23 protein-coding genes, 1 tRNA gene and 1 pseudogene are annotated in these 25,507 nt (G+C 69.3%); 8 read left to right on the top strand and 17 right to left on the bottom strand.

Annotated features, from left to right (window positions below):
• The first annotated feature begins 30 nt into the window (after positions 1 to 30).
• From HNQ79_RS22330 to HNQ79_RS22355, 6 genes are all read left to right on the top strand, one after another.
• Positions 31 to 405, top strand: coding sequence for an ectoine synthase (locus HNQ79_RS22330; RefSeq protein ID WP_185033846.1), 375 nt, complete (start codon positions 31 to 33; stop codon positions 403 to 405).
• A gap of 118 nt (positions 406 to 523) precedes the next feature.
• Positions 524 to 1,654, top strand: a complete 1,131-nt coding sequence (locus HNQ79_RS22335) for an acyl-CoA dehydrogenase family protein (RefSeq protein ID WP_185033847.1) — start codon at positions 524 to 526, stop codon at positions 1,652 to 1,654.
• Positions 1,655 to 1,668: 14 nt separating this feature from the next.
• Positions 1,669 to 2,442 (top strand): transglutaminase-like domain-containing protein, encoded by a 774-nt coding sequence (locus tag HNQ79_RS22340; RefSeq protein ID WP_229923289.1) that lies wholly within the window; start codon positions 1,669 to 1,671, stop codon positions 2,440 to 2,442.
• Positions 2,443 to 2,524: 82 nt separating this feature from the next.
• On the top strand, positions 2,525 to 3,364 hold the full coding sequence (locus tag HNQ79_RS22345) for a maleate cis-trans isomerase family protein (protein WP_185033848.1): 840 nt from the start codon (positions 2,525 to 2,527) through the stop codon (positions 3,362 to 3,364).
• Positions 3,361 to 3,603 carry a DUF6253 family protein gene (locus HNQ79_RS22350; RefSeq protein ID WP_185033850.1) on the top strand — a complete coding sequence of 81 codons (243 nt, stop codon included), beginning with the start codon at positions 3,361 to 3,363 and terminating at the stop codon, positions 3,601 to 3,603. Before HNQ79_RS22345 ends, HNQ79_RS22350 begins: the two co-directional genes overlap by 4 nt.
• 55 nt (positions 3,604 to 3,658) lie before the next feature.
• Positions 3,659 to 4,423, top strand: coding sequence for a 4'-phosphopantetheinyl transferase family protein (locus HNQ79_RS22355; protein WP_185033852.1), 765 nt, complete (start codon positions 3,659 to 3,661; stop codon positions 4,421 to 4,423).
• Between the two features lie 87 nt (positions 4,424 to 4,510).
• On the opposite strand, the gene HNQ79_RS22360 is transcribed toward HNQ79_RS22355, so the two are convergent.
• Positions 4,511 to 5,437 carry a ScbA/BarX family gamma-butyrolactone biosynthesis protein gene (locus HNQ79_RS22360; protein ID WP_229923288.1) on the bottom strand — a complete coding sequence of 309 codons (927 nt, stop codon included), beginning with the start codon at positions 5,435 to 5,437 and terminating at the stop codon, positions 4,511 to 4,513.
• Positions 5,438 to 5,682: 245 nt separating this feature from the next.
• On the opposite strand from HNQ79_RS22360, the gene HNQ79_RS22365 reads away from it, so the two are divergent.
• On the top strand, positions 5,683 to 6,312 hold the full coding sequence (locus HNQ79_RS22365; RefSeq protein WP_185033856.1) for a ScbR family autoregulator-binding transcription factor: 630 nt from the start codon (positions 5,683 to 5,685) through the stop codon (positions 6,310 to 6,312).
• A complete protein-coding gene (locus HNQ79_RS22370; protein WP_185033858.1) occupies positions 6,309 to 7,277 on the top strand; it encodes an NAD-dependent epimerase/dehydratase family protein in 969 nt (322 codons plus the stop codon). Before HNQ79_RS22365 ends, HNQ79_RS22370 begins: the two co-directional genes overlap by 4 nt.
• A gap of 336 nt (positions 7,278 to 7,613) precedes the next feature.
• Here the strand turns inward: HNQ79_RS22370 and HNQ79_RS22375 are convergent, their stop codons facing one another.
• The 16 genes and pseudogenes from HNQ79_RS22375 to tmk form a co-directional block, all read right to left on the bottom strand.
• A complete protein-coding gene (locus tag HNQ79_RS22375; protein ID WP_185033860.1) occupies positions 7,614 to 8,033 on the bottom strand; it encodes a DMT family transporter in 420 nt (139 codons plus the stop codon).
• 82 nt (positions 8,034 to 8,115) lie between these two features.
• Complete coding sequence (locus tag HNQ79_RS22380) at positions 8,116 to 8,436, bottom strand: DMT family transporter (RefSeq protein WP_185033862.1); 321 nt, start codon at positions 8,434 to 8,436, stop codon at positions 8,116 to 8,118.
• A gap of 112 nt (positions 8,437 to 8,548) precedes the next feature.
• Positions 8,549 to 9,028, bottom strand: coding sequence for a nucleoside deaminase (locus tag HNQ79_RS22385; protein WP_185033864.1), 480 nt, complete (start codon positions 9,026 to 9,028; stop codon positions 8,549 to 8,551).
• A 126-nt stretch (positions 9,029 to 9,154) separates the two neighbouring features.
• Positions 9,155 to 10,264 (bottom strand): oxidoreductase, encoded by a 1,110-nt coding sequence (locus HNQ79_RS22390; protein ID WP_185034160.1) that lies wholly within the window; start codon positions 10,262 to 10,264, stop codon positions 9,155 to 9,157.
• Positions 10,265 to 10,478: 214 nt separating this feature from the next.
• Positions 10,479 to 11,135, bottom strand: a complete 657-nt coding sequence (locus HNQ79_RS22395) for a DsbA family oxidoreductase (protein WP_185033866.1) — start codon at positions 11,133 to 11,135, stop codon at positions 10,479 to 10,481.
• A 331-nt stretch (positions 11,136 to 11,466) separates the two neighbouring features.
• Positions 11,467 to 12,735, bottom strand: a complete 1,269-nt coding sequence (locus HNQ79_RS22400) for an ATP-grasp domain-containing protein (RefSeq protein WP_185033868.1) — start codon at positions 12,733 to 12,735, stop codon at positions 11,467 to 11,469.
• A 49-nt stretch (positions 12,736 to 12,784) separates the two neighbouring features.
• Positions 12,785 to 14,014, bottom strand: a complete 1,230-nt coding sequence (locus HNQ79_RS22405; protein ID WP_185033869.1) for an MFS transporter — start codon at positions 14,012 to 14,014, stop codon at positions 12,785 to 12,787.
• 83 nt (positions 14,015 to 14,097) lie between these two features.
• A complete protein-coding gene (locus HNQ79_RS22410; RefSeq protein ID WP_229923305.1) occupies positions 14,098 to 15,030 on the bottom strand; it encodes an iron-sulfur cluster-binding domain-containing protein in 933 nt (310 codons plus the stop codon).
• Positions 15,031 to 15,035: 5 nt separating this feature from the next.
• Complete coding sequence (locus tag HNQ79_RS33880) at positions 15,036 to 15,314, bottom strand: hypothetical protein (protein ID WP_229923286.1); 279 nt, start codon at positions 15,312 to 15,314, stop codon at positions 15,036 to 15,038.
• A 73-nt stretch (positions 15,315 to 15,387) separates the two neighbouring features.
• A pseudogene (locus tag HNQ79_RS34790) lies at positions 15,388 to 16,158 on the bottom strand (diiron oxygenase); the annotation flags it as partial.
• A gap of 257 nt (positions 16,159 to 16,415) precedes the next feature.
• Positions 16,416 to 17,225: a helix-turn-helix domain-containing protein gene (locus HNQ79_RS22420; protein WP_185033872.1), complete on the bottom strand. Its 810-nt coding sequence runs from the start codon at positions 17,223 to 17,225 to the stop codon at positions 16,416 to 16,418.
• 366 nt (positions 17,226 to 17,591) lie between these two features.
• Positions 17,592 to 18,110 (bottom strand): pyridoxamine 5'-phosphate oxidase family protein, encoded by a 519-nt coding sequence (locus tag HNQ79_RS22425; RefSeq protein WP_185033873.1) that lies wholly within the window; start codon positions 18,108 to 18,110, stop codon positions 17,592 to 17,594.
• 318 nt (positions 18,111 to 18,428) lie between these two features.
• Positions 18,429 to 18,502 (bottom strand) — tRNA-Thr (locus tag HNQ79_RS22430).
• A 100-nt stretch (positions 18,503 to 18,602) separates the two neighbouring features.
• A complete protein-coding gene (locus tag HNQ79_RS22435; RefSeq protein ID WP_185033874.1) occupies positions 18,603 to 20,219 on the bottom strand; it encodes an alpha/beta hydrolase in 1,617 nt (538 codons plus the stop codon).
• Between the two features lie 164 nt (positions 20,220 to 20,383).
• Positions 20,384 to 21,589, bottom strand: a complete 1,206-nt coding sequence (locus HNQ79_RS22440) for a DNA polymerase III subunit delta' (protein ID WP_185033875.1) — start codon at positions 21,587 to 21,589, stop codon at positions 20,384 to 20,386.
• A 309-nt stretch (positions 21,590 to 21,898) separates the two neighbouring features.
• Positions 21,899 to 25,303 carry a dTMP kinase gene (tmk, locus tag HNQ79_RS22445; protein WP_185033876.1) on the bottom strand — a complete coding sequence of 1,135 codons (3,405 nt, stop codon included), beginning with the start codon at positions 25,301 to 25,303 and terminating at the stop codon, positions 21,899 to 21,901.
• Between the last annotated feature and the right edge of the window lie 204 nt (positions 25,304 to 25,507).

A 25,507-nucleotide genomic window follows, 5' to 3' on the forward strand; every position in this document is an offset into this window, starting at 1 on the left:
CGCAACACAGCGATGACAGGAGTACTCGCCATGATCGTTCGTTCTCTTTCCGACGTCCCCGCGGTCGAGTGGGGCAGCGGCACCAGCCACCGCCTGCTCACCGAGGCCGACGGCATGGGCTTCACCGTCTGCGAGACGCTGGTCCGCCAGGGCACCTCCAGCGCGTTGCAGTACCTGGGCCACCTGGAGGCCTGCTACTGCATAGGCGGCTCGGGCGAGGTCGTCACCACGGACGGCGCCCACCACAAGATCATGACGGGCACCATCTACGCCCTGGACAAGAACGACGCCCACCACCTGATCGCCTCCGACGACGAGGACCTCCTGCTGGTCTCCGTCTTCAGCCCGGCCCTGCGCGGCGACGAGAAGCACTCGCTGTCCGAGGACGGCTTCTCCCGCTACTGACCCGCTCCGCCGGGGGCGGGCCCGCACACCCGCGGACCCGCCCCCGGCACCGCCCCGCACTCCGCGCCCAGCACCCGGCGCCGGCCCGGCGCCCAGCGAAAGGCAAGGCAGAACACGCATGGCAGCAGACACAGCCGAAGACACCTACGGCGTCACGGCCCCGTACGCGGACGAGCTGAACGACGACGTCGCCCGCTGGGACCGCGCCGCCGAGTTCCCGCACGAGAAGTGGAAGCCGCTGCAGCGGTCCGGCCTCTTCACCCTCCCCTTCGCCCCGGAGTACGGCGGCTCCGGCCGGACGCTCACCGAGACCATGAGGGCGCTGGAGGGCCTCGGCCACACCAGCCGGGACGCCGGCCTGAACTTCTCGGCGTCCACGCAGATCGTCAGCGTCGGCATCCCGCTGCAGGCGTTCGGCTCCGACGCACTGCGCGAGCACTACCTGCCGCGCGTCACCTCCGGTCAGGCCATCACCGCGCACGCGATCACCGAGCCGGGCCACGGTTCGGACGTGATGAACATCCGGACCACGGCCGTCCGCGACGGCGACGAGTACGTGCTCAACGGCGGCAAGATGTTCATCACCAACGCCCCGGTCGCCGACCTCTTCCTGCTCTACGTCCGTACCGGCAAGCCGGGCGCCTTCGGCCTCAGCACCTTCCTCGCCGAACGCGGCACTCCGGGCCTGACGGTCGGCGAGCCGCTGGAGACGATGGGACTGCGCACGTCCCCCATCAGCGAGGTCCTCCTGGAGGATGTCCGGCTGCCCGTCGGCAACCGGCTGGGCAGCGAGGGCGCCGGGTTCCTGATCATGGACCACGTGATGAAGCGGGAGGTCCTCTTCTCCTTCGCCGTCAACCTCGGCGAGATGACCCACCGCCTGCAGCGCGTGGTCGAACACGCCACCACACGCCAGCAGTTCGGCACCGCCATCGGCAAGAACCAGGCCGTCGCCCACAAGGTGGCGGACATGAAGATCGCCGTGGAGACCGCCCGCAAGTGGCTGTACGACACCGGCCGCAAGGTCGAGGCGGGCAAGGACGCCTCGACGGACGTGGCCATCACCAAGATCGTGGTCAGCGAGGCCAACCAGCGCACCGCCCAGGACGCGATCCAGATCTTCGGCGCCCGCGGCTACCTGACGGACACCGGCATCGAGCGCGAGCTGCGCAACGCCGCCGCCGGCTCCATCTACTCCGGCACCAACGAAATCCAGCGCAACTGCATCGCCGCCCTGATGGGCCTGTGACGAGAGGCACCCACATGACCGACACCCTCGCCGAAGCCGCGTTCGTACCGACGGCAGTGCCCGAACAGCCCGACCCGTCCGGGCGGGCGACCGCCCCCGAGCAGCTGACCGCCGACGACCGCGCACACCTCACGGCGGCCACCGACTTCCTCGACTACGAGCACGAGACCGTCAAGGCCTTCGTCGACAAGGCCCTGGTCGGGGTCGACCGCGAGACCGCCGACCCGGTCGACCTCGCCGTCGCCCTCTACTACGCGGTGCGCGACGGCATCCACTACGAGGTCTACGGCGCCAGCCTGTCGCCGCAGGGCCTGCAGGCGTCCTCCATCATCGACGCCCGCAAGGGCTTCTGCCTGCACAAGTCCGTCCTCTACGCCGCCTGTTGCCGCGCCGTCGGCATCCCCGCCCGACTGCACTACAGCGACGTCCGCAACCACCTCGCCTCCGACCGGCTGCGCTCGTACATAGGCGGCGACGTCTTCTTCCACGGCCTGGCCACCGTGTATCTCAACGGGCGCTGGATGAAGGTGACCCCGGTCTTCAACAAGCTCCTGTGCCGGCTGTACGGCATGACTCCGCTGGAGTTCGACGGCCGCTCCGACAGCCTCTACCACCCCTTCGACGCGAAGGGGCGGCAGAACATGGAGTTCCTCACCGACCACGGCGACTTCGACGACGTCCCGTACGAGTTCGTGATGGGCAACATGCGCCGCAAGCACCCGAAGTTCCTGGACAAGGACGGCACCGGCACCGTCAGCGGCGGCTCGCTCGCCGACGAAGCGGTCTGAGCCCCGGGCGCGCCCACCCCCGCCGCGGGCACCGCATCCGCACCGACACAGCAGCAGGACAGCAGAAGAGGAGAGGCACCCCATGACGCAGTTCCAGGCCCGTGAGGACGGCTGGGCCGCGACCGCCCGCGTCGGCGTCGTCGTTCCGCACGCGGACGTCGGGCCGGAGACCGAGCTGCAGGCGATGGCGCCGCGCGACGTCTCCGTGCACGGTTCGCGCGTCCACTTCGGAGCGATGCGCCCCGGCGGGGAGATGGACCCCAAGATCCCGCACGACCCGGTGCGCGCCTTCATCGACCCGCCCTTCATCGACGACGCGGTGGAGCTGCTCGCCGCCTCCCCGCTGGACTCCATCGCCCTGGGCTTCACCAGCTCTGCCTACGTCCTGGGCGCCGACGGCGAGCAGAAGCTGTTCGAGCGGCTCGCCGAACGCACCCGCGGCATCCCGCTCACCGGCACGACCCACGCCGCCGCGGCCGGCTTCACCGCCCTGGGCGCCGAACGGATCGCGCTCGTCAACCCGCCCTGGTTCGACGACGAGCTGTCCGCCCTGGGCGCCTCGTACTTCGACGAGCGCGGCTTCGACGTCGTCCACCACGCCCCCTGCGGCCTCCCCAGCAACCAGAAACTGATCACACCGGAGGCGCTGGTGCACTGGATCGAGACAGCCGTCGCACCGCACCAGCCGCAGGCGGTACTGGTCGCCGGCAACGGCATCCGCGCGGTGGGCACCATCGCGGGCCTGGAGGAGCGGCTCGGGTTCCCCGTACTCACCGCGAACCAGGTGCTCTTCTGGCACGCGCTTCACCTCGCCGGGGGAAGCGGGGCGGCCGCGCGGATCACCGAGTACGGATCCCTGTTCAGCGTCCGCCCCGAGTCCGAGGGCGCGGGCATGGGCGTGGCGGTGGGTGCGGCCGCATGAGCATGCTGCCCGCGTACGGCTACCAAGCCGCCGTGCAGGAGACCTGCGACACCCCGGAGTACTTCGTTCCCCTCGTGTGCTGGCACGACGACGGGACCGGCGTGCGCGGCCTGGTGCTGCACCGCGGATCGCTGCGCCCGGCGGAGCAGGTGCCGGGATTCCGGCGCTATCTCGCCCACGAGGACCTTGAGCAGTACGCCACGACCGGTCCGTGGTCGCTGCTCGCAGCCACCGCCTGATCCGACCCGTGGCGGGGACCGGCCGGGTCCCCGTCGCATCAGGAGCCGTATCGACATGACACACGACCTCAAGTGGTCCGACGCACCCCCGGGGGAGGTCCGCGATCCGGTCGGCATCTGGATTGTCCGGGCTCCGGCAGGGCAGCACCTCTCGGACGGCGGGCCTCCGCCCGACTGGTTCGACGAGAGGGAAAGGCGCCGGCTGGCCTCGATACCGCAGCCGGCCGGGAGGGAGGCCTACGTCTTCGCCCACTGGGCGCTGCGGAGCGTTCTCGGGTCCTCGCTCGGCTGCTCACCCAGGAGCGTCGGCTTCCTGCGGCAGCCGTGTCCCGGCTGTGGCGGGGCACACGGAAGACCGGCCATCCGCGACCCGGGCCCGGACAGCGAAGCACTGGAGTTCTCGATGTCGCACAGCGGGGACCACGTCGCCATCGGCGTCGCCGAGGCCACCATCGGCATCGACATCGAGTCCTGGCCGACCCCGGAATCCGTCGCCGGTTACCTGCCGTTCCTCCACCCGAAGGAACAGCAGTGGCTGGGCGGGCGTCCAGATGACGAACTCGTCCGGGACTTCGCCCGCCTGTGGACCCGCAAGGAGGCCATGGCCAAGGCGACGGGCCAGGGCATGGCCGCCATCATGAACCGGCTGGATCTCACCAACCAGCCGCTCGGCTGGCGGGTACGGCAGCTGCTCGCACCACCCGGGTACGAGGCCAGCTTCGCGGTCCCGGCCTCGGTGCACGTCGACGTCACGATGCACGACGAGCTCCCGGAGCCGATGCCGGAGCCGGTGGCCATGCCGGAGCCGGTGCAGGTCTGACCCGACGGCGGGCGGCCCGTATCCCCCTTGGCAAGGGATACGGGCCGCCCGCCGCGCTGCGTACTGCGTTGTTTCCGGTAATACGGTCTACAGGCCGATCGCGGGCTCGACGGTCACCTCGGAGCTGAAGACCCGGACGCCGCGCTGCTCGATCGACACGTCCACCCGGCTCCGGCCCGTGCGGTCGCGGACCGGCTCGCCGGCCAGGACGGAGGCGGGGACGTCGAACTCGACGTACCGGGCGAAGTCCGTCTTCATCCCGGTGACCACCGAAGCTCCGTCGCCGACGGCGTGCGCCGCCTGCCGGGCGGCTTCCAGGAGAAGCATCCCTGGCACGTGATCGACGGCGTGGTCGAACAGCACCGGGTGCCCGGGGTCCACCCGCAGCCTCCACTGTCCGGGCACACCGGCCGGATCCGGTGAGAGCACCACGTCGTCCGGGGAGACCCGGTCCACCAGGTGCGGCTCCACGGGCGGGCCCGGCGGCAGGCAGTGCGCGAGCGCGGCGCCGATGTCCGCGTAACTCCCGCGCAACCGCCGGTATATGGCCGCGGGCTGGTTGTTGAAGCGGGTGTGAGCGGTACCCATCAGCCGCTCCCCCAGGTGGACTTCCATGTCCATCGTCATGCCGGCGAACCTGGCGCCGCGGCGGACCACGTCCGAGCAGGACACCACGAGGCGCACCTCCTCCTCGGTGGTGGCCACCAGCGACGCCAGCGGCTCGATCGAGAAGCTGAAGTTCTCCCACGCCTGCTTGTACTCCCGCGGAACGCCGTGCACGGCGTGGGACAGCAGCGGCACCGCCTGGCGCACGCTCTCGGCGAGCAGCAGCGGGTCGTACACCCCCTTCGACGGGCGGTAGAAGCCGTGCCCCTGCGGCCAGCGTGCGGTGATCACGTATTGCCCCTGGGACGGCTCGGCCCACGCCTTGAGCAGCACTTCCTCACCCCGAAGCTTGTGCACCTGCCACTGATGGACCGACTGCGTCTCAAGATCCAGTACCGAAACAGACAACTTTCCGCCCCCACGATCGGTAGTCATTTGCGGACGACTACACAGAGATGCCCGAGGCCCACTCCGTGTACCCGACGCAAAAATAATGATCCTTTTGTTTTCTTAAGTCAAGGGGTCGCAATCTCTTTGTCTTCTTGCGAGAGGATTAGGGGATATTGGCAACTCAAAGCCCATAAAACGGACTTGCTCAAACCGGGGGGCCCTCGGATAACGTAAGGAGCGTTCTTTTTGGGAAGGTGAGAGAAATGGCGCAACTGAAACAGGAGCGAGCGGAACAGACCCGCCGCACACTCCTGCTCGCTGCAGCAGAGGTCTTCGACGAGTCCGGCTACGCGGGGGCCAGCATCACCCGCATCCTCAAGCGCGCCGGCGTGACGGCAGGGGCGCTCTACTTCCACTTCGGCTCCAAGGAAGGCCTCGCCAAGGCCGTGATGGTCGAGCAAGGTGAGCACCTCGAACTGCCGGGCGGCCCGGACGGTTTGCAGCGGCTCGTATACATCACCCTGTACTTGGCCCGGCAGTTGCAGGTCGACCCGGTTCTGCGTGGCGGCGTACGGCTAGCCGTGGAGCAAGGTGAGTTCGGCCTGCAGGACGACGAGGCCTATCAGGGATGGATCCAGGTCTTCGACGAACAGTTGCTTGCCGCCCGCTCCCATGGCGAACTGGCCCACGACGCGCTGGTGGACGAGGTGTCCTGGCTCCTGGTGGGTTCGTTCACCGGAATGCAGCTCTTCTCCCAGATCACCACCCACCGGGCTGACCTGCCTGCCCGGATCCGTATGCTGTGGCGCTACCTCCTACCGTCCGTGGCGTCCCCGCAGATCAAGAGATCGATCGTCATCGACGATGCCCCGTCGGCCGAGCAGAGCGCGTGAGGGCCACAGTCATCGGCGCGACCGGCTTCATCGGTGGCGCCGTGGTGGACCAACTCCTCTGCCTCGGGGTGGAGGTCAGAGCCGTAGGGCGCCACGCCCCGGCCGTCGAGGAGCGGGCAGGGGTCGAGTGGGTCGAAGCCGACCTTGCGGAGCCGCCCTCCTTGCGCGGTCTGTGCAGGGGCAGTGATGTACTGCTGCAACTCGCTTCGTACATCGGGCCCGACCCCGCACGCTGTCACCGCGTCAACACACTCGGCACCCGTGAGGTGGTGCGCGAAGCAGAGCGCTCCGGAATCCGGCGCACGGTCCTGCTGTCGACGGCCGCCGCGTACGGGGCCGGAGTGCACCGTGGGGTCGCTGTCGGACAGGTGGAGCCCGGTCCGCTTTCGGTGACCAGCGCAAGTCGTCGTGCCGCCGAGCAGTCGGTCCTCGATGCCCACGGGGTGGTGCTGCGGCCCGGTCTGGTGGTCGGCACAGGCGACCGATGGGTGGTGCCCGCACTCGCGGATGCTCTCCGCAGGGTGCCTGCACGCTGGAGCGGCGGACAGGCACTGCACTCCCTGATCTCCGTGCACGACCTGGCCCGGCTGATCGCCGGGATCACGGTCGTACAGCCCACCCCGGAAACGGGAGGACGCATCTTTCACGCGAACCATCCGCGCCCCGTGCCGATCGCCGACTTGATCTCCTCGCTGGCCGCGCGCGGACTTGTAGTGGACCCGACGGAGGATTGGCCGCTCGACCGGTGCCTGGCCGCGCTCGGTGAACGGTCCGGTTGGGTGAGCGAGCGTCAGTTCCGGTTGCTCGCTGAGGACCACTGGTACCTGAGCGAGGATGTGTGGAACGCGTTCGGCGTCGCCCCCGCCCCCGATCCGCTGTTATGGCTCACTCATGCGGCCGACTGGTATCGGAGGCACTTGGCCGAGACGGACCGCCACAGCGCTCAGTCTCGCTGTTCCGGTTGAGTCGATGAGGTTGTCGCTGGGCGCCGGCACTCGGGCGCGCGGGGCGCTTTCGCCGCCCAGCACGGATGTGGCTCGGCGCGATGGCTGGATGCCGGATCGGACGGAGCCGCCCGGCCGGCCGGAGGCGGCCACGCGTCGTGCCGGGAACCCGTGCACCCGCGCTGCGAGCACCACCAGGACCCCGGCCGGCGCGGGCTCGATCGTCCACACCTCGGAGCCGCCCTCGCGGTGGACGGCGGCAGAACCGCGAAGTGACACAGCACGCACGCCACAGGCGCCGGGTGCCCTTTTCCAGAAAGGGCAGCAGGCGCCTGTGGGCGTTGGCTTCGGCGTACGTCAGACCGTCACCGTTCCGGGCCGGTCCGTGAGACGCCCGGCTTCCGGGGTCCCGGCCTGTGCCTCGGCGGGCTTCGTACGGTCGGCGAGCTTGAGCCAGATGACTCCGACGATGATGACGGCCAGCCAGACGCCCTTGGTCACGGTGAGGGTCTCGTCGAAGAAGAGCGGGCCGAAGACCGCGGCACCGACCGCTCCGATACCCGCCCAGACGGCGTAGCCGACACTCACGTCGATCGTGCGCAGGGCGAGGCTCAGTGCGTAGAGCGTGAGGAGGAAGAACACCACGGCGACCAGGGACCAGGTCAGGCGGGTGAAGCCTTCACTGCCGCCGACGGCGAGCGCGTACCCGATCTCGAAGACTCCGGCGAGGAGGAGCATGAGCCAGGCGTTGGCGGAGCTCCGGGCTGCGTTGGACATGGGAGGTGGGTCCTCTCGTGAAAGATCGTCAGGTCGTTGCGGGTGGAGCGGAGTGCGAAGTCGGGGAGGCCGGGCGCGGGGCTCAGGCGGAGCCGCTCAGCTGCAGGCCGACGACCCCGCCGATGACGAGGGCGATGCCGATCAGCTTGTTCAGGTTCAGGCGCTGGGCGAAGAACAGCGCTCCGATGACCGTGATGCCGACACCGGCGACGGACGTCCACAGGGCGTAGCCGACACCGACCTCGAAGGTCAGCAGCGCCTTGCTGAGGAAGAAGGTCGCGGCGGCCCCGCTGAGCAGGGTGATGGCGGTCCACTTGCGGTTCTTGAAGCCTTCGGCCTTGCCGGCGGCGATGGCGACCGTGGTCTCGAAGGCTACGGCGATCGCGAGGTAGAGCCAGTGCATGGGGGTGGTCCTTCCGTGCGGTGTATGGAGGAGGAGAGGGAGGGGCGTCGTACCGGAATGCGGGTCGTACCGGATTGCAGGTCGTACGGGAGGGCGGAGAGACGCGGGCCGGTTACCGCCCGGCGCGGCTCAAGGTGAGGAAGTCCTGGAACGGCTGCTCCGCTTCGGGAAGTTGCAGCGCCGTGACCTTCAGGGGCCAGTCCGCCGGATCCTCGGCGAAGAGGGAGTACGAACTCGTGTAGTCGAACCCGTACCGGGCGGCGGTCCTGCGGTCGGCGACGTGCACGATGTGGCCGATGCTGGCGTACAGCGACGCCATGTAGCACAGCGCGCAGGGTTCACCGGAGGCGATCAGGGTGGCTCCGGCCACGGCGCGGATGCCGTGCTTGGTGGTGGCCTCCCGGAGGGCGACGACCTCGGCGTGGGCGGTGGGGTCGTTGTCCTCGCGTACCCGGTTGAAGCCGGTCCCCAGGATCCGTCCACTGCCCACGATCACGCCGGAGAAGGGGATGCCGCCCTGCGCCACGTGCTCGCGGCTGAGCCGGATCGCTTCGTGGGCGTAGTCCATCAGTTCGCTGTCGTGTGTACGCATGAGCAGTTCGTCTCCCGAGTGACGCGCGACCTATCACTTGCCTGCACAAGCAAGCAGATGGTGACACCAGATCGCCGTCGGCGTTCCGGCCTTGGGTACTAATCTTGTATGTGCAAGTAACGACTGTCAAGCCGTCGTGCGGAGGCGCGCGTTGGCCAGCGTCGCCAGCGGCTCCAGCACCCCGGGATCGAACGGCGCCAGGGCCACACCCGCGGCCACCCTGCGCGGCAGATCGGGGTTGGCCAGCGCGGCCGTCCCGATCGCCAGGAGATCGGCGTGCCGTTCGTCCAGGACGCGCCGTGCCGCCGCGTCCTGGTGCAGCGCGCCGTTGGCGATCACCGGAAGTCCGGTGACCTCGCGGGCGAGCGCGGCAAGCGTCGGCTCACCGGGGAGCCAGTCCCGCCAACCGCCCGCGAGGTGCACGTAGTCCGCCCCCGCTTCGGCTGCCGCCGAGAAGACGGCGCCGGCCTCCGCGTCCCCGCCCGGCCATCGCCACGAGGCGTCGTTGATCTTCCCCTGCGAGAACCGCACACCGACCGGGAAACCCGACCCCACCGCGCGTGCGACCTCCGACACCACTTCCCGTACGAGCCGCAGACGCCCTTCGAGGGCGCCTCCGTAGGCATCGGTCCGCGTGTTCGTGTACGGAGTGAGGAACTGGTCGAGCAGGTAGCCGTTGGCCGCGTGAACCTCCACGCCGTCGAACCCGGCCCCCCGGGCCCGGACCGCGGCGGCGGCGAACCCCTGCACCGTCTCGTCGATCTGGCCGTGCGTCATCTCTGCGGGGACCGGCCAGCGCCCGTCCCCCCGGTACTTGGCCAACTGCTCACCCAGCGGCCGGACCGGCGAAGGTCCCGCGGTCCCGTCGCGGAAGCGGTTGCCCTGCGCGAGCGCTCCGGCGTGCATCAGCTGCAGGACGATGCGGGCCCCGGCCGCGTGGGCCCTGTCCACGACGGGCCGCCAGGCGGCGGCCTGCGCCTCGTCCGTGATGCCGGGCTGATGCAGGTACCCCTGACTGAACGCGGTGTCGGTATAGGTCCCTTCGGTCACCAGGAGCCCGAACCCGCCCTCGGCGAAGGCCCCGTAGTACTCGGCCATCTCCTCCGTGGCCCTGCCGTCCTCGGTGGCGGACACCCGGGTCATGGGGGCGAGGGCGAACCTGTTGCGCAGATCGAGCCCCGCGAAACGGCAGGCGGCGAGGGCGGGATGACCGCCGGGAGGACTCCCGGACGGCAGCCCGCCCGAGGTGCCGGGCGGCGTGCGGGGCCGCGTGACGGACGGGGTGCCGGCCGAAGCGCCGGGCCGTTCGTCGGGCCAGGTACCGGACGGATCGACGGGCCGGATACCGGACGCAGCGCCGGACCCGGTATCGGGGCGGGCGCCGGAACGACTGCCGGGCCGGACCCCGGAAGGGCCGACGGAACGGCCACCCGGATGAGTGCCGCTCACCTCAGCAGCCCCCGTCGATACCGCAGGAAGCCCCGTAGACGGTGTCCTCGGACTGCTGTGCCTGGGCGTCGAGGATCGCCTTGCGCAACTGCGCGGGCCGCGGCACACCCTCGATCCGGGTGTCACCGATCAGCAGGGTGGGCACCGACTGCACCCGGTGGGCCGCCGCCTCGCGCAGCGCCTCCTTGTGCTTGGCGCGGTACGTGCCGTCCGTCAACGCGCCCCGGAAGCCCGCCTCGTCGAGGCCGACCTCGCCGGCCAGTGCGGTGAGGACGTCGATCTCCCCCAGGTCCTGACTCTCCTGGAAGAACGCCCGGAACATCCGCCGGTTGTAGGCGGTCCCCAGGCCGTGCTCCGCCGCGTACTGGTAACCCTCGAAAGCAAGGGCGGTGTACGGCTGCGGGGACACGGTGGGGAGCGTGATGTCGACCCCCAGACGGCGGGCCATGGGATAGACGGCCCGCTGCCAGATGGCCGGAAGGTACTCGTCCTCCGGTCGAAGGGTGGGCTGCGGGTGGGGACGCAGCTCGAACGGCATCCACTCGATCTCCACCTCGACGCCGACATCCGCCACCCCCTCTTCGAGGGGGCCCTCGGCCAGCATGCAGAAGGGGCAGACGTAGTCGGACCAGATCTTGATCTTTACGGGATCGGCCATGCGCAGACCTCCAATTATTTGATCGCACACGCAATGACATCCCCCGACAGCTCGACAGGGGACACGCGGAACACCAAGAAGGTTGCACGCACATGCACTTTAGTGTCAAGTCGCCGGTCCCACGGCAGAGATCAGCGTTTTCTACGGCGCCCCGTCCCCCGGACACGAAAAAGCCCCAGGTCACCGCAAGTGAGTCCTGGGGCTGATCCGAGCCGCCTCCGGGTCTCGCGCCCGAGACCTGCGCTTGACCGAACCGAGTGGTCAGGTGCTCCCCTCGCGCGTCAGCGCCCCTTCTTCGCCGTACGGCTGCCGCAAGCCCAGCTGCCGTACGTCAAGGGTTTCCGGACTGTGCATCGGGACGCACGTCGATCAGCACACCTCGCCGGTCCAGGTCGAGAACGTGCTCCATGTCCCGTGCCAGTACCTGGGCGTCCGAGTGGGCGAGCACGACCCTGCCGTAGGAGGTGATCAGGTCGGTCGTCTTCTCGATGCGGGCGCCCGGCACCTGGTCGCAGGTGTCGAAGAGGTAGCTGTCGAGGGCCTGGCAGCTCTCTCGTACCCGGTTCACGCCGACCACGCCCGCCACCGGCGAGAACAGGAAGCACTCGACGACGCTCTTGTGCAGCACCGGTCGTGTCCCGGTCCGGCTCAGGAAGTCGTCCGGCTGCACGCGTGCAGCCAGCGCCAGGTCGATGAGGGAGTGCGAGGACGCCGCCTCGACCAGGTTCGGTCCTTGACCGCCGTGCATCCGGGCACCCGTCTCGATGAGGACCGGCCCGTCCTCGGTGAGGATGAGCTCGCTGTGGGCCGGCCCGTTCTCGATCCCCAGCGCGGTCAGAGCCTTCTCCACATAGGCCACCAGGTCGGGGTGCGCGGCGACGTCGACGCCCTTCATCGCACGGTAGACGGGATTGCCCTCCACGTTCTCCTTCGTGTACCGGAACATGTCGACGACGAAGTGGTCGCCGTCGAGGGAGACCGAGTCGACCACGAACTCAGGTCCTATGACGCGTTCCTGGACAAGAACTTCGGTGATGTCCTCGCCGGAGAAGTCAGCGCGCCGGAACAGGTTCTGACAGGCGGCGCGCACCTCGTCCGGGGTCGAGCAGAAGAAGACGCCGTCAGTGGCGAAGGACTTCACCGGCTTCACCACGAACTGGGTCAACCCGCTGCCGGCACACCACTTCAGGGCGGAATCGAGATCAGCCGCCTTGTGGTGCGAAATGTGCCGGAGACCCGCGTCCCGCAGGCGGTGCTGCATCAGGAACTTGTCCCTGCGGGCCAGGGACGAGCCGGAGTTCGGGCGAAGCCCCCAGTGAGCGGCGAGGGCGTCGAATGCCTCGACCCCTGGCTCCGACCCGCAGATCACAGCCTCCGGGCGCCCGCCGCACAGCGCTTCAACCGCTGCCGCCGTCTCGGCCACGGAGACGAACCGGACCTCTCCGACGAAGTCCTCGGGTACATATGACGCCGTGAGCGCGGTAGGCAACAGGTCCGAAGTCAGCACGGCGACCGCGTCCAGTCCGTACAACTCCCTTGCGCGACGGGCGAAGACCCCGCCGCTGGAGAACGGATCCACGACCACCAGCTTTCCGGTCACCCGCCCTTCCGCACCGTCGGAAAGGTCAGGGCTGATTCGCATTTCCGGTTCACGCATTTTCCAGAACTTTCTCTGTGGGGGGATGTGCCCGCCGTGTACCTGCATCGGCTTCCCGTACGAGGGTCACCGCGACTGCCCCAGCAAGTGCACACCCGCCGGATATCCAGAGCGTGGCCTGCCAGTTTCCTCGCTGCAGGAGATCTCCGTAGACCGCCGCAGCGACAGCTCCGCCGAGATAGAACGACGATTGCCGAAGGCTGGTCGACACCAGTCTCCGCCGTGGCAGGAAGCCCGAAATGGCGACGGTGTCGAGCAGGGGCATCAGACAGTAATTGGAGAAGAGCCGCAGCAGGTAGAACAGCACGAAGACCACCAGCGGAACCGTGAAGGACTGCACCATCAAGCTGACGAAGGCGAGCCCTCCGAAGAATCCGGCGCTGGGGCGGAGGGAGAAGCGCTTGACGAGGAGAGGAGCTACGACAGCACCGACGACACTGACGACCTTGTCACCGCCCAGAATCAGCGAGATCTCGCTGACCGGAAGGTCGTAGATCTGCCGGAAAAGGACATTCGCGAACCGGAAGACGAGCGTGATCGAGGCCCCCAGACAAGCGGCCGCAAGGACGAGTACCGCGAAGTTTCGCCTCTCCTCGGATGTGATCCCGTCGCCCGTCGCCTCGGCCTTGTCCGTCCGCAGCGTCTTGCGTGCCGAAGGGACACGCAGCACGAGCATCAGGCAACCGGAGAGGAAAGAAATCAGCAGGATGACCTGATACTTCTGCAGATCCGCCAGCGGGAGCAAGCTGCTCAGGGCCGAAACCACGGCGGAAGCAACAGCACCTGCACCGAGATAACAGATGAAGAACCCGCTGAACAGGCGGGTCCGCGCAGCGTCCGGAACATGGGAGGCAGCAATCGAGTTGCCCAGCGAAAGGCACCCGAGAAACCCCACTTGGTTCAGGCCCAGCGCCACGGCCGCGGCAGGAACCGACGGCACGAACGGCATAGCGGCGAACGGGAAGGCAAAGAATACGGACGCCCAAATCAGCAGGGTCCGGTGGGACACGAACCGCGGCAGCACCAGGAGCGGCACGACCGCGACCGCCATGGCTCCCGTACCGATGGAGTAGATCGCCCCTGCCGCCGCCTCGTCAATTCCGCGGTCGGCGAGGTAGAAGTTGAACACCACGTCGAAAATGGTGTTGGAAAGCCCCATGAAGAACGAGGCTCCAAGGTAATAGAGGATGGGACGCGGCACCATCGACAGTTTGTCACGCAAGGGAAGGTTGTTCCTCAGTCGTTTCGAGTGTGTTCAGCAGTCCCGCGGCCCTCGCGCCGAGATCCGCCGCGGACGCCGGAGCGTCAGACATTGAGTACGAGACGGTCACTTATCGCCTTGCTCACACATGCGATCATGTAGCCCGACTCGGCCTTCTCCTGATCGGTGAGCACTTCGTCACGATGGTCGATACGACCCGTCCGGACCTCGATCTCACACGTCCCGCAAATACCCTGCCGGCATGACGAGGAGACAGCCACTCCATTGCGCTTCAACTCGTCCAGCAGGGGCTGATGCTGTGCGGCCCGGAACGTGATACCGCACTTTGCGCATTCCACCTCAACGGTTTCCGGCAGACCGCCGACAATAGGCGCGGCAGGTTCGTCAGTGACCAGAAGCCGCTTCCCCGACTCCCTTGCCACAGCGTTGCGCACATCCGCGACCATTCCTGTCGGACCGCAGACGCCGACGGTGCTTCCCTCCGGTATCCGGGCGACGACCTCGGTCCAGTCCGGTCGGCCCCCGGTCCCGGTATCCACAACTTCGACGGTGCCGCCCTGTTCTCGTGCCAGATCCTCGATCCGGTCGAGGAACGGGAACTCGCCTTCGCCCCGATCGACATAGACCAGCCGCCAACCGCGCAACCGTCCCGCGGTCAGCACAGCGAGAATCGGGTTGATGCCCACACCACCGGCCAGGAAGTGGGTGAAGGGCGCGGCGTGTTCAGCGGTGAAATGCCCTCCCGGCGAGCTCACGGCAACGGGGGCACCGACGTGCAGACGCGGGGAGAGGACATCACGTCTGCCACCTCGGTGCCGATTGCGTACCGCCAGCTCGTAACCGTCGTCGCTGACCGCCACGACGGTGAGGGTCTTGAGCCGGGGACCGATACGCAGGGTGACGTGCTGGCCGGGGACCGCGGTCGGCAGGCGCGCCGCTCCCTGTGCGCCGGTCAGCCAGTACTGCGTAACGGTCGGCGTCAGCGAGCGCGCGGCCCGAACGACTGCCGTATTCATGGTGTTCACGCGACCAACCCCGATTCCTGGAACGCCTCAAGCGTTGCGCCGTGCTCCAGAGCGCCGGCCTCGACGAAGTACTGCAAGGTCGGCGCGGCGCCGCGGCGCACGTCCGCCACGATCCTGTCTCGGGTGTAGACCTCGCTCATGACCTGCTCCACCGCCTCGCCTCCGAGGCCGGCGGCCCTCAGCCCCAGAGCGGTACTCGGATAGTCCGGTTCCAGGAACGCGAAGATCAACCGAGGTATGTAGGGGCCTGCCAGTTCCCGTTCCCTCTTCGTCATCGCAGGCCAGGTACCGAAGCAGCGTCGAGAAGTACGTGTGGTGCTTGGCCTCGTCGACGGCGTGGTCAGCCACCATTTCCCGTACGGCCTCGGGAAGCCTCCTGTCCTGCGGAAGTTCATCGAGCAGCGAGGAGATCAACGTTTCACTTACGATCGCGGACAGCATTTCGTCGAGTCCACGGATCTCACTCGGCAGTTCTTCATGGATGCGCGCGAGAACGCCGGTGAAGGTGGGCGCCTGAGGCAGGGCCGGCACGATCTTCGTGCGACTCCGCACCTCCCGCAGGAGTTCATAGGTGAACTGTGCGTGCCACGCCTCATCGGTGACGATCTTGAATGCGTCCAGAAGCATCCCCTCGGGAAGGTCGATACCGGCCATCCCGCGACTGATGTGACCGGTCACCGGTATGACCGCACTCTGTTCCAGGTCGATCGTGAACTTCAGGTACTCGTAAAGGCGGTGAACGAGGACCGTCTCACGGACCCCGGGCTCCGACTCCTGGAGAATCGGATGCGCCATGGCGGGAACAAGTTCTGGGCTGAAGAAAATCTCACCGTCACCGGCCAGCTCCCGCACCGGACTGTTCCTGACGGTGGCCACACGCTCCCAATTGCGAAAGCGGCTTCGATATCCGGCTGTCACGACCGCCTGATCGAGGCTCTTCTGGTGATGCCGGTGGAGAACACTTCGGTTCGCCGTACTAGCAAATTGCAGTGCCATACTGCTGAAACCTTCACAGAGTTGTCCCCGATCTGTGTGTGACCTGGGATTTGAGATTCCCCCGGGGTTCGGAGGGCACGAGTTGTGCCATCGCTCGCACAATGACATCGAACGGGCGGGCATGTGATTCAGGCCCCGCAAGACGTGGATGGTGTCACCGGCGAAAGTCCCCGTCAAGAGGCAAAATTTTGCCGATATAGAACCCCGGCGGCTTTCTGCGACACAACGCACTGGAACGCAGAGAGGTGACCGGCAAATATGTGCCGGTCACCTCTTGGAGGGCCAGAAAGGAGCGGCAATAATCTGCCGCTCCACTGACCTCGGAGCCACAGCTAGAATCGACTCCGGTCCGCGCCCCGAGCGGGCTGCGGATCGTGCCCCTACAGAGCTGCTTCGGCGCCTCGCTGCGGCAGCAGCACGACGTACCGGAGCACGTGCTGGTACGCGGGAAGGAGGACCTGGGAGACGACACTGACCGGCTCGGGCGAGATGTGCGGCAGCGCGAGCTTGTATCTGTGTCCCTGTCGGAAAGCGATCACCTTGGGGCCCTGCGCCCAGATTTGACGGCACTCCGGGTCCCGCAGGATGTCATTGATGAGGTTTTCCAACGCTTGATCGGAGGCAGTGGCCCGCGCGAATCGCAGCATGGCTACGTATACCTCCGCGTGTGATCGCCAGTCCAGGATCTGCACGCGGGCCCGTTGGTCGGCGAGTGCCCAGCGCATGAGATTGGCGCCTGGCTCGCGCACCCAAGGAAACCAAGCCGCCATCATTGTGTTGTACCCGAGGATGTTCCAAGCGGCGTCGGTGAGATAGGCAGGAAATTCCGTCTGAGCTGTGACGAGACGCAGCAACGTGAACTGCTCCTCGGCCTCCCCGCCTTCATCGACCAGGGCTACCGAAGCGCCGTCGAGCGCAAGGCCGTACAACACCATGCGTTCATCGGGTCCGAGCAGTAGCGCCTCGGAAAGTTTGTTGAGGGTGGTCCCGGAGAGCGAAATGGCCGCACCCGCCTCAAGACTGCGGTACCAGCGCTCGCTGACGCCCATGAACTCCGCAACCTCCTTTTGCGGGAGGGGGCGGCTCCGCTGCAACTTGATACCCGCGTCGACGCGCCAGGACCGCAGCAGCGCGGACAAATCCATGGGGTGCGCGGCGGAATCTCTACTGTCTTCGGTGACCGCTTTCACAAGCATTCCTCTCAGCGGTAAAAAGTAGTTGACGCAGCCTCACCTCGCAAACTCTACCTTCCACTCCTGCCGCGGATCCATTTGTCCCTCCCGATATAAGGAGGGTTGGCGGCAGGCGCTCCAGCGCACCGCATGACGCGATTCGTTGCGACCCCGCGCGACCAAATAAGCATTCGTCAGCGGGTAGTTGAGCACTGCCCCATGCCAACTCACCGCAGCTACCTCCAGGAAGGCCTGAAGGCCATCGCACCTCGCTGACGAGGGGGCGCTGGGCGAGGCCGTCGCCACGGCGTCGGCGGTACGCGACGGCGGGCCGGCCCCGCACCCCGTACGCGCAGGTGCAGGCCCCCGTCGACGGGCCCGGCGTCACGTGCCGGTGAGCTTGTCGAGGTCGGGGGCGTAGACGGTCATCCAGTGCGGGTTCAGCCGGTAGTAGACGACCTCGCGGTTCCAGTCGAAGGCGTCGTCGTCGTAGAAGTCCTGCAGGTAGGTGAGGAGTTCCTGCCAGTCGGCCGTGGTCTCGGCGCCCTCGGGGTTCAGCTCCTCCACCGTGCCGTGGGTGAACACGCCGAGGTCCTCGCCGCGCATGTGCGCGACGCTGGCAGCCGGACGGGCCGCGAGATGACGGGCCTTGGCGGCGTTGCGCGCCGTGCCGAAGTGCCAGCGGCCGTGCAGGAAGTGCCCGTCGGCGCCGCTGATCCGCGGTTCGCCCTTTGCGGTCACCGTGGAGAGGGCGAGCGTGCACATGCCGTTGAGGACCCCGGTGAGCTGCGCCGCCGTGATGGTGCGGCCCTCGACGATCGAGCGGAGGTGTGCGGTCGAGCCGGAGAGGGAGGAGTCGAGGAGGGACTGGAGCCTGTCGAGTTCTTCTGGGGTTTCGCGCATACGTCCATCGTCGGCCGCAAACCCGACACCCTCTGTCGTCATTGTTGAAGCAGCGGTGAGGTTGCTCCGCGCGGGTCGCGCTCGATGCTGCGTGGCTGGCAACAGGTGGAGGAGGTCAAGCGAACCGGGAGCAGCGCGAACTCAGCGGGGAACGGTTCACCAGGGTGGCCCGGACGGCACCGAGCGCACCTCCGTCAGCGGGCCGGCCTGGACGCAACGGAGACCACTGAGCCTCGCGAGGGCCGTCTGCGCCGTCGCCGTCACCCCCGGACATGAAAAAGCCCCAGGTCACGGCGAGTGAGTCCTGGGGCTGATCCGAGCCGCCTTCGGGATTCGAACCCGAGACCTACGCATTACGAGTGCGTTGCTCTGGCCAACTGAGCTAAGGCGGCGCCGCTGTGTTCACACCATGGTGCGATCAGCAGCGTGCCCAAGTCTACACAGTTTCGGGGGGTGCTCCGTCCACCCCCGGAGTGAGGGCTTCCGCGCAGGTCAGGAGCACTGTTTGCCGTCTTGTGGAGGGGTGCCTTCCAACAGGTAGGCGTTGATCGCGGTGTCGATGCAGTCGCTGCCTCGGCCGTAGGCCGTGTGGCCGTCGCCGTCGTAGGTGAGGAGGGTGCCGGTGGCGAGCTGGGCGGCCAGGGACTTGGCCCATTTGTACGGGGTGGCCGGGTCTCGGGTGGTGCCGACGACGACGATCGGGGCGGCGCCCGGGGCTTCGATGCGGTGGGGTTTGCCAGTGGCGGGAACCGGCCAGGAGGCGCAGTTCAGGGAGGCCCAGGCGAGGCCCGCGCCGAAGACCGGGGAGGCCTTCTCGAAGGAGGGGAGGGCGGTCTCGACGTCGGCGGCGGTGGCGAAGGCCGGGGGGAGGTCGAGGCAGTTGACGGCGGTGTTGGCGTACATCAGGTTGGCGTACTCGCCGTTGGGCCCGCGCTCGTAGTAGCTGTCGGCGAGGGCGAGGAGTCCGTTGCCGTCGCCTCGCTGGGCGGCTTTGAGGCCCGCGCGGAGCCTCGGCCAGGCGCCCTCGTCGTACATGGCGGCGATCGCTCCCATGGTGGCGAGGGCTTCACCGAGGGGGCGGTTCTTGTCCTTGGTGGGGGCGGGCTTGGCGTCGAGGGCGGTGAGGAGGGCCTTGAGGCGCGTGGCGGCCTGGGCCGGGGTGCCGGTGCCGAGGGGGCAGTCCCGCTGCTTGACGCAGTCGGCGGCGAAGGACTGGACGGCCGTCTGGAAGCCGGCCGTCTGGTCGCGGTTCAGGTCGCGGGACGGCAGGGAGGGGTCCATCGCGCCGTCCAGGACGAGGCGGCCGGTGCGGTCGGGGAAGAGTTCCGCGTAGGTGGCCCCCAGGAAGGTGCCGTACGAGGCGCCGACGTACTGGAGCTTCTCGTCGCCGAGGATCTCGCGGAGGAGGTCCATGTCGCGGGCCGCCTCGACCGTGGAGACGTGCGGCAGGATGCGGGCGGAGCGCTTCTTGCAGCCGGCCGAGAACTTCTCGTACGCGGCGGACAGCGCGGCCACCTCGGCCGCGTTGTCCGGGGTCTGGTCGACCTGGGTGTGCGCGTCCATCTCCTTTCCGGTCAGGCACTGGACGGGTTCGCTGCGGGCGACGCCACGGGGATCGACGGCGACCATGTCGTAACGGGCGCGGACCGGCGCGGGGTAGCCGAGGCCCGCGTACGCCTGCAGGTAACCGATCGCGGAACCGCCCGGTCCGCCCGGGTTGACCAGCAGTGACCCGTTGCGCTTGCCGGGGCCGGTGGCCTTGACGCGGGCCACGGCGAGCTTGATGTCGCCGCTGCCTCCGCTTCCGCTGCCGGGCTTCGCATAGTCGAGGGGGGCCTTCATGGTGGCGCACTCGAAGCCGGGGACACCGCACTGGCGCCACGTCAGTTTCTGCGCGTAGTAGGGGGCGAGGGCCGCGCGGTCGGCGGCGCCGGAGGAGCCCTGCGCCTGCCCCTGGGTGGTGGTGGACACCGTTTTGATCGGCGGGGACGACGTGCCCGACGAGCAGCCGGACGCACCCCCGACCAGTAGGCCGGTCGCGGCGAGGAGGGCGACTGACGTACGCAGCCGGGGGCGGGGCGAGGTACGGGGCGGGGGCCTGAAGTCCATGCCCGGAGCGTAGTCGCGACGTGACGTGTCGTGCATGCTCGGTGTGCCCGGGTGCTCGTACGAGTGAGGCGGTCAACGGGCTGCCGTGGTGTTGAGGCGGTCCACGGGGTGGCTGCCACGTGGCCGTCGGGGCACGCGGCGGTGCCCCTCGGGCCGCGTGACGTTCAGCCCGTGCGCAGGGACACCGCCATCGCCTCGACCGCCAGGAGGGGCGCCACGTTGCGGTCCAGGGCTTCACGGCAGGCGATGATCGACTCGATGCGGCGCAGGGTGCGCTCGGGGGTGGAGTCGCGGGCGATCCGGTCCAGGGAGTCCCGTACGTCCTCGTTGGCCAGCGCCACGGACGAGCCCAGCTGGAGGGCGAGCACGTCGCGGTAGAAGCCGGTCAGGTCGGTGAGGGCCAGGTCCAGGCTGTCGCGCTGGGTGCGGGTGGAACGGCGCTTCTGGCGGTCGGCCAGTTCCTTCATCGCGCCAGCCGTGCCGCGCGGCATGCGTCCGCCGGTGGACGCGCCGAGCGCCGCCTTCAGGTCCTCGGTCTCCTTCCCGTCGACGTCCTCGGCCACCTGTTTGGCGTCCTCGGCCGCCGCGTCGACGAGTTCCTGGGCGGCCTTGAGGCAGGCGCCGATGTCGTCGGTGCGGAGCGGGAGGCGGAGGACCGCGGCGCGTCTCTTGCGGGCCCGTTCGTCGGTGGCGAGACGGCGGGCCCGGCCGATGTGGCCCTGCGTGGCACGGGCGGCGGTCATCGCCGCTTCGGGGTCGATGCCGTCCCTGCGTACGAGAACGTCGGCCACCGCAGCGACCGAGGGGGTGTTCAGGGTGAGGTGCCGGCAGCGGGAGCGGATGGTGGGCAGCACGTCTTCGAGGGAGGGCGCGCAGAGCAGCCAGACCGTGCGGGGGGCGGGCTCCTCGACAGCCTTCAGGAGTACGTTGCCCGCGCCCTCGGTGAGGCGGTCGGCGTCCTCCAGGACGATGACCTGCCAGCGTCCGACAGCGGGTGAGAGCTGGGCTCGGCGGACCAGGTCCCGGGTCTCCTTCACGCCGATGGACAGCATGTCCGTACGGACGATCTCCACGTCGGCGTGCGTGCCGATGAGAGTGGTGTGGCAGCCGTCGCAGAAGCCGCAGCCCGGGATGCCGCCGAGGGCGCGGTCCGGGCTCACGCACTGGAGGGCTGCGGCGAAGGCGCGGGCGGCGGTGGAACGGCCGGAACCGGGCGGGCCGGTGAACAGCCAGGCGTGCGTCATCTTGGACGCGTCGGGGGCGGTCCCTCCAGAGGTCTGGAGGGTGACCTGCGCGTCGGCGTCCTTGGCGGCGCCGGCGAGCTGTTCCTGAACACGTGCCTGTCCGACGAGATCGTCCCAGACGGTCATGTGGGGGTTGCCCTCCTTCCTCTGGTGGCGGGGTGGTGCGTGGGTGGCCCGCGGGCTGCATGGCAGGGCGGGGTGCGGGCCCGCGGGTCGCGTCGCGGGATGGTGGCGCGGGCCCCACGGTCGCGCCCTGGGTCCATTGTGGCGGCACCCACTGACAACGTGCGACGGGCTTTTCCGGACCGCCTCCCTCCGCGGGGCGGCCTCGTTGCGGGCAGGGCTCCCGCCAGGCCTCGGGGTCTGGGGCGCGTCTCCCTGCCCGTACCCACGAGCCCGGAGCGGCCACCGGCCCGCCACCAGGGCTTTTCCAGATCAGCGACGTCCCTTGCCGTGCCCGTTCCCCTGGTCGCCGTTCTCTCCGTCCGGGTCGCCCAGCAGCTCGTCGGCCAATGACGGCAGGTCGTCCAGCGGGGTTTCCTCCGCCCAGTCCGATCGGCGGCGCGGACGTTCGGGTGCGCCGCCGCCCCGGGCATCCGGGTCGAACTGGGGAAGTTCCCGGGTCCGGTCCTCCCCGCCGCCGGTCACTGCCGGCTCGTCGCGGAAGTACCCGCGCGGAACCCGGTCCGCCGGTTCGCCGCGCGCCCCCGCTTCGGGCCCGCCCCGGGCACCCGCGTCCCGCACGGGCGGCAGCACAGCGGTCTCGTCCATCGGGGAAGCCGGAGCCGCCGGGGAAGTCGGAGCCGGCGGAGCCACCCGGCCCGGTCGGACCGGCGGCAGCACCGCGGTCTCGTCCGCGGCCGAACCCGCTGCCGAACCGGACGGCGAAGCCGCCTGCGAGCGCTCCGTCCGCGAAGGAGCCTGCGGCAGCACCGTCGTCTCCTCCATGTCCGCGCGCGGGTCAGCGGGGGGCGCGGGAGCTGCGGACGGCGCGTCGTCCTTCGTCATGTCCAGCCGCACGACCGGAGTCGGCACCGTCACCTCGCTGTCGGACTCCGGCTGCTTCCGCAGCGAAGCACGACCGGAAGCGGCACTTCCGGAACCAGCAGCTCCGGAAGCAGGGGTTCCGGAGGTGGACGTTCCGGAGGTAGACGTTCCGGGCGCAGGCGCAGGGGGATTTCCGGGAGCCGGGGGCGAGGCCGGGCGAGGCGCAGGCGTCGGGCCGGCGCTCGCGGCCGACAGGGCCGCCGCGGCAGCCGCCGCGTTTGCCGCCTCCGTCGCCCGCCTGGCCTCCTCGGCCCGCAGCAGCGCCTCCTCCGCCTTGCGCTGCTTCTCGCGTCGGCGTTCCTCCGCCTCCGCGCGCAGCCGGGCCTCTTCCTCGGCCTGCTTGCGCAGGCGCTCCTGCTCGGCCGCCCGCGCCTTGGCCTCGGCCTCGCGGCGCACCCGCTCCTCCTCGGCGAGCCGGCGCGCCTCCTCGGCCCGCAGCCTGACCTCCTCGGCCTGCCGCTCCGCCTCCCGCTGGCGCGCCTCCTCGATCTCGCGGCGCTTGCGCTCCTCCTCCTCGGCTCGCAGCCGGGCGAGCTGCTCCTGCCGTTCGCGCTCGATCCGCTCCTCCTCGGCCTTGCGCGCGGCCTCTTCCTCGGCGAGGCGGCGCGCCTCTTCCTCGGCTGCCTTGCGGGCGGCTGCGGCGGCGGCGATCTCCTGTTCGGACATCGGCAGCATCTGGTCGAGCCGGTGGCGTACGACCGTGCTGACCGTCTCGGGCTCCTGGCCCGCGTCGACGACCAGGTATCGGCTCGCGTCGGCCGCCGCCAGGGTCAGGAAGCCGGACCGTACGCGCGCGTGGAACTCCGGAGGCTCCGACTCCAGCCGGTCCGGCGCTTCGGTGAAGCGCTCGCGCGCCGTTTCGGGCGACACGTCCAGCAGGATTGTCAGATGCGGTACGAGGCCGTGCGTGGCCCACCGCGACATGCGGGCGATCTCCGTGGGGGCCAGGTCGCGGCCGGCGCCCTGGTAAGCCACCGAGGAGTCGATGTACCGGTCGGTGATGACGACCGCGCCGCGCTCCAGGGCCGGCCGTACGACCGAGTCCACGTGTTCCGCCCGGTCGGCCGCGTACAGCAGCGCCTCCGCGCGGTTCGACAGGCCCGCGCTCGACACGTCCAGCAGGATCGTCCGCAGCCGCTTGCCGATCGGTGTCGCACCGGGCTCGCGGGTGACGACGACCTCGTGGCCCTTGGCCCTTATCCAGTCGGCGAGAACCTTGGCCTGGGTGGACTTCCCCGCTCCGTCGCCGCCCTCCAGGGCGATGAAGAACCCGGTCGCGGACGGTGCCTGCGCCGGCTCGCCGCCCGAGATCGCCTCGCGCAGGTCACGTCGCAGGGGCACCCCCTGCCGGTCGTCCGTCTTCGCGAGCACGAGCGCGGCCACGGGCAGCAGCAAAGCTCCGACCAGCATCAGCGTGTACCCGGCGCCGCCTCCCCTGATGAAGACGAAGCTCCCGCTCTCCAGCCGGTGGTAGCCGATCGCAGCGGCCAGCAGCGGCCCGGCGAGAACGCCGACTGCGCCGCAGAGGCGCACGACCGCCTGCAGGTGCTCGGTCGTACGGGCCCGGCGGTATTCCTCGGTCTCCAGGTCGAGCAGGGTGTGCCCGGTGTTCGCGGCGACGCCCGCCGTGAAGCCCGCGAGAAGCGCGAGGAGCAGCACGGTGGTGGTGTCGGGCACGACGCCCATGGCCAGCAGCGCGACACCGGTGGCGGCGATCGCCAGGGCAAGCAGCCGGCGGCGCGACAGGGTGGGCAGGATCCGGGCGGCGCCGCGGATACCGGTGCCGGTACCGGCCGCGAGGGCCAGCACGAGCAGCGCGAAGACGGCCGGACCGCGCCCGAGGTCCACCGCGTGCAGTACGGAGACGGCCCCGGCGGCGGCGATCGCCGCGGTCACGGCGGCGCAGGCCGGAACCAGAAGCGGAATGGCACCGGTACGCCCCTTGTCGGGACCGTTGCCGGTACTGGGACGACGCAGTCCCTCAAGCGGCGACCGGGGACGCGGGGTGTGCGCGTCAGGCAGCCGAAGCAGCACCAGGATCGAAACGGAAGCCGCGAAGAGCCCTGCGGCGAGGTACGAACCGAGCGCAGCCTGGTGGTGCGAGAACCAGTCGAGCCCGGCGCCCAGCAGCCGTCCGAGCAGGGTGGCGGCCAGCAGAACGGCGGCAGCGACGGGGATGGCCACGAAGCGTGTACGGAGGGACAGCTTCCGCAGAGCCCCGAGGTGATCCGGAAGCGGCCGTACCGCAGCCCCTTCGATCGGCGGCGCGGGCAGCAGCGCGGGCGCGGCGCTCTCGTGCGCCACCGACCAGAACCGCTCCGCGACCCCCGCGATGAACACGGTGACCAGCAGCATCGCCGTCGCCCTGTCCGGCAGCCAGACCACCCACAGGGGAGCGACGACGAGCAGCGCGACCCGCAGCCCGTCGGCGGCGAGCATCGCCCACCGCCGGTCGAGCGGGCCGCCCGGCGCGACGAGCGCGGACAGCGGACCGAGGAGCACGGCGCCGAAGAGAAGCGTGGCGAGGAGGCGGGCACCGAACACGGTGGCCACGACGAGGGCGACACCGCGGTAGTCGCCGCCGAAGACCTCCCGGGGGCCCGATGCCTCCAGCGTCAGCAGGAGAAGTACGAGAAGGGCGAGAGCATCTCCGACACCGCTGACGAGCTGTGCGCTCCACAGCCGCTTGAGCGGCTGATGGCGCAGGAGAGCCCGGACGGCTCGCTCGCGGGAGTCTGCGGCTAGTGCGTCGGAGGTGGGGCTCACGACCGTTGGCTGCTCGGCTCGCGTCATCCCGTCAGCCTATCCGCAGTGCCGGGGGCGTATGCGCGAGTACTCGAACTGGAGTGTGGGGCGCTCCCCCGCGTCAGCCCGCACGGACCGTGGGCCCAAGCAACCGTCGTCAGCCCGCTTGGGCGGCGGGGCCCAGTGATCCACATCAGCCCTCTTGGGCGGCGGGGCCGGCCGCCCACAGGGGGCGCGGGTGTCCCCCTGCAC

The sequence above is a fragment of the Streptomyces candidus genome (assembly GCF_014207445.1).
In the GTDB taxonomy this organism is placed as follows: domain Bacteria; phylum Actinomycetota; class Actinomycetes; order Streptomycetales; family Streptomycetaceae; genus Streptomyces; species Streptomyces candidus.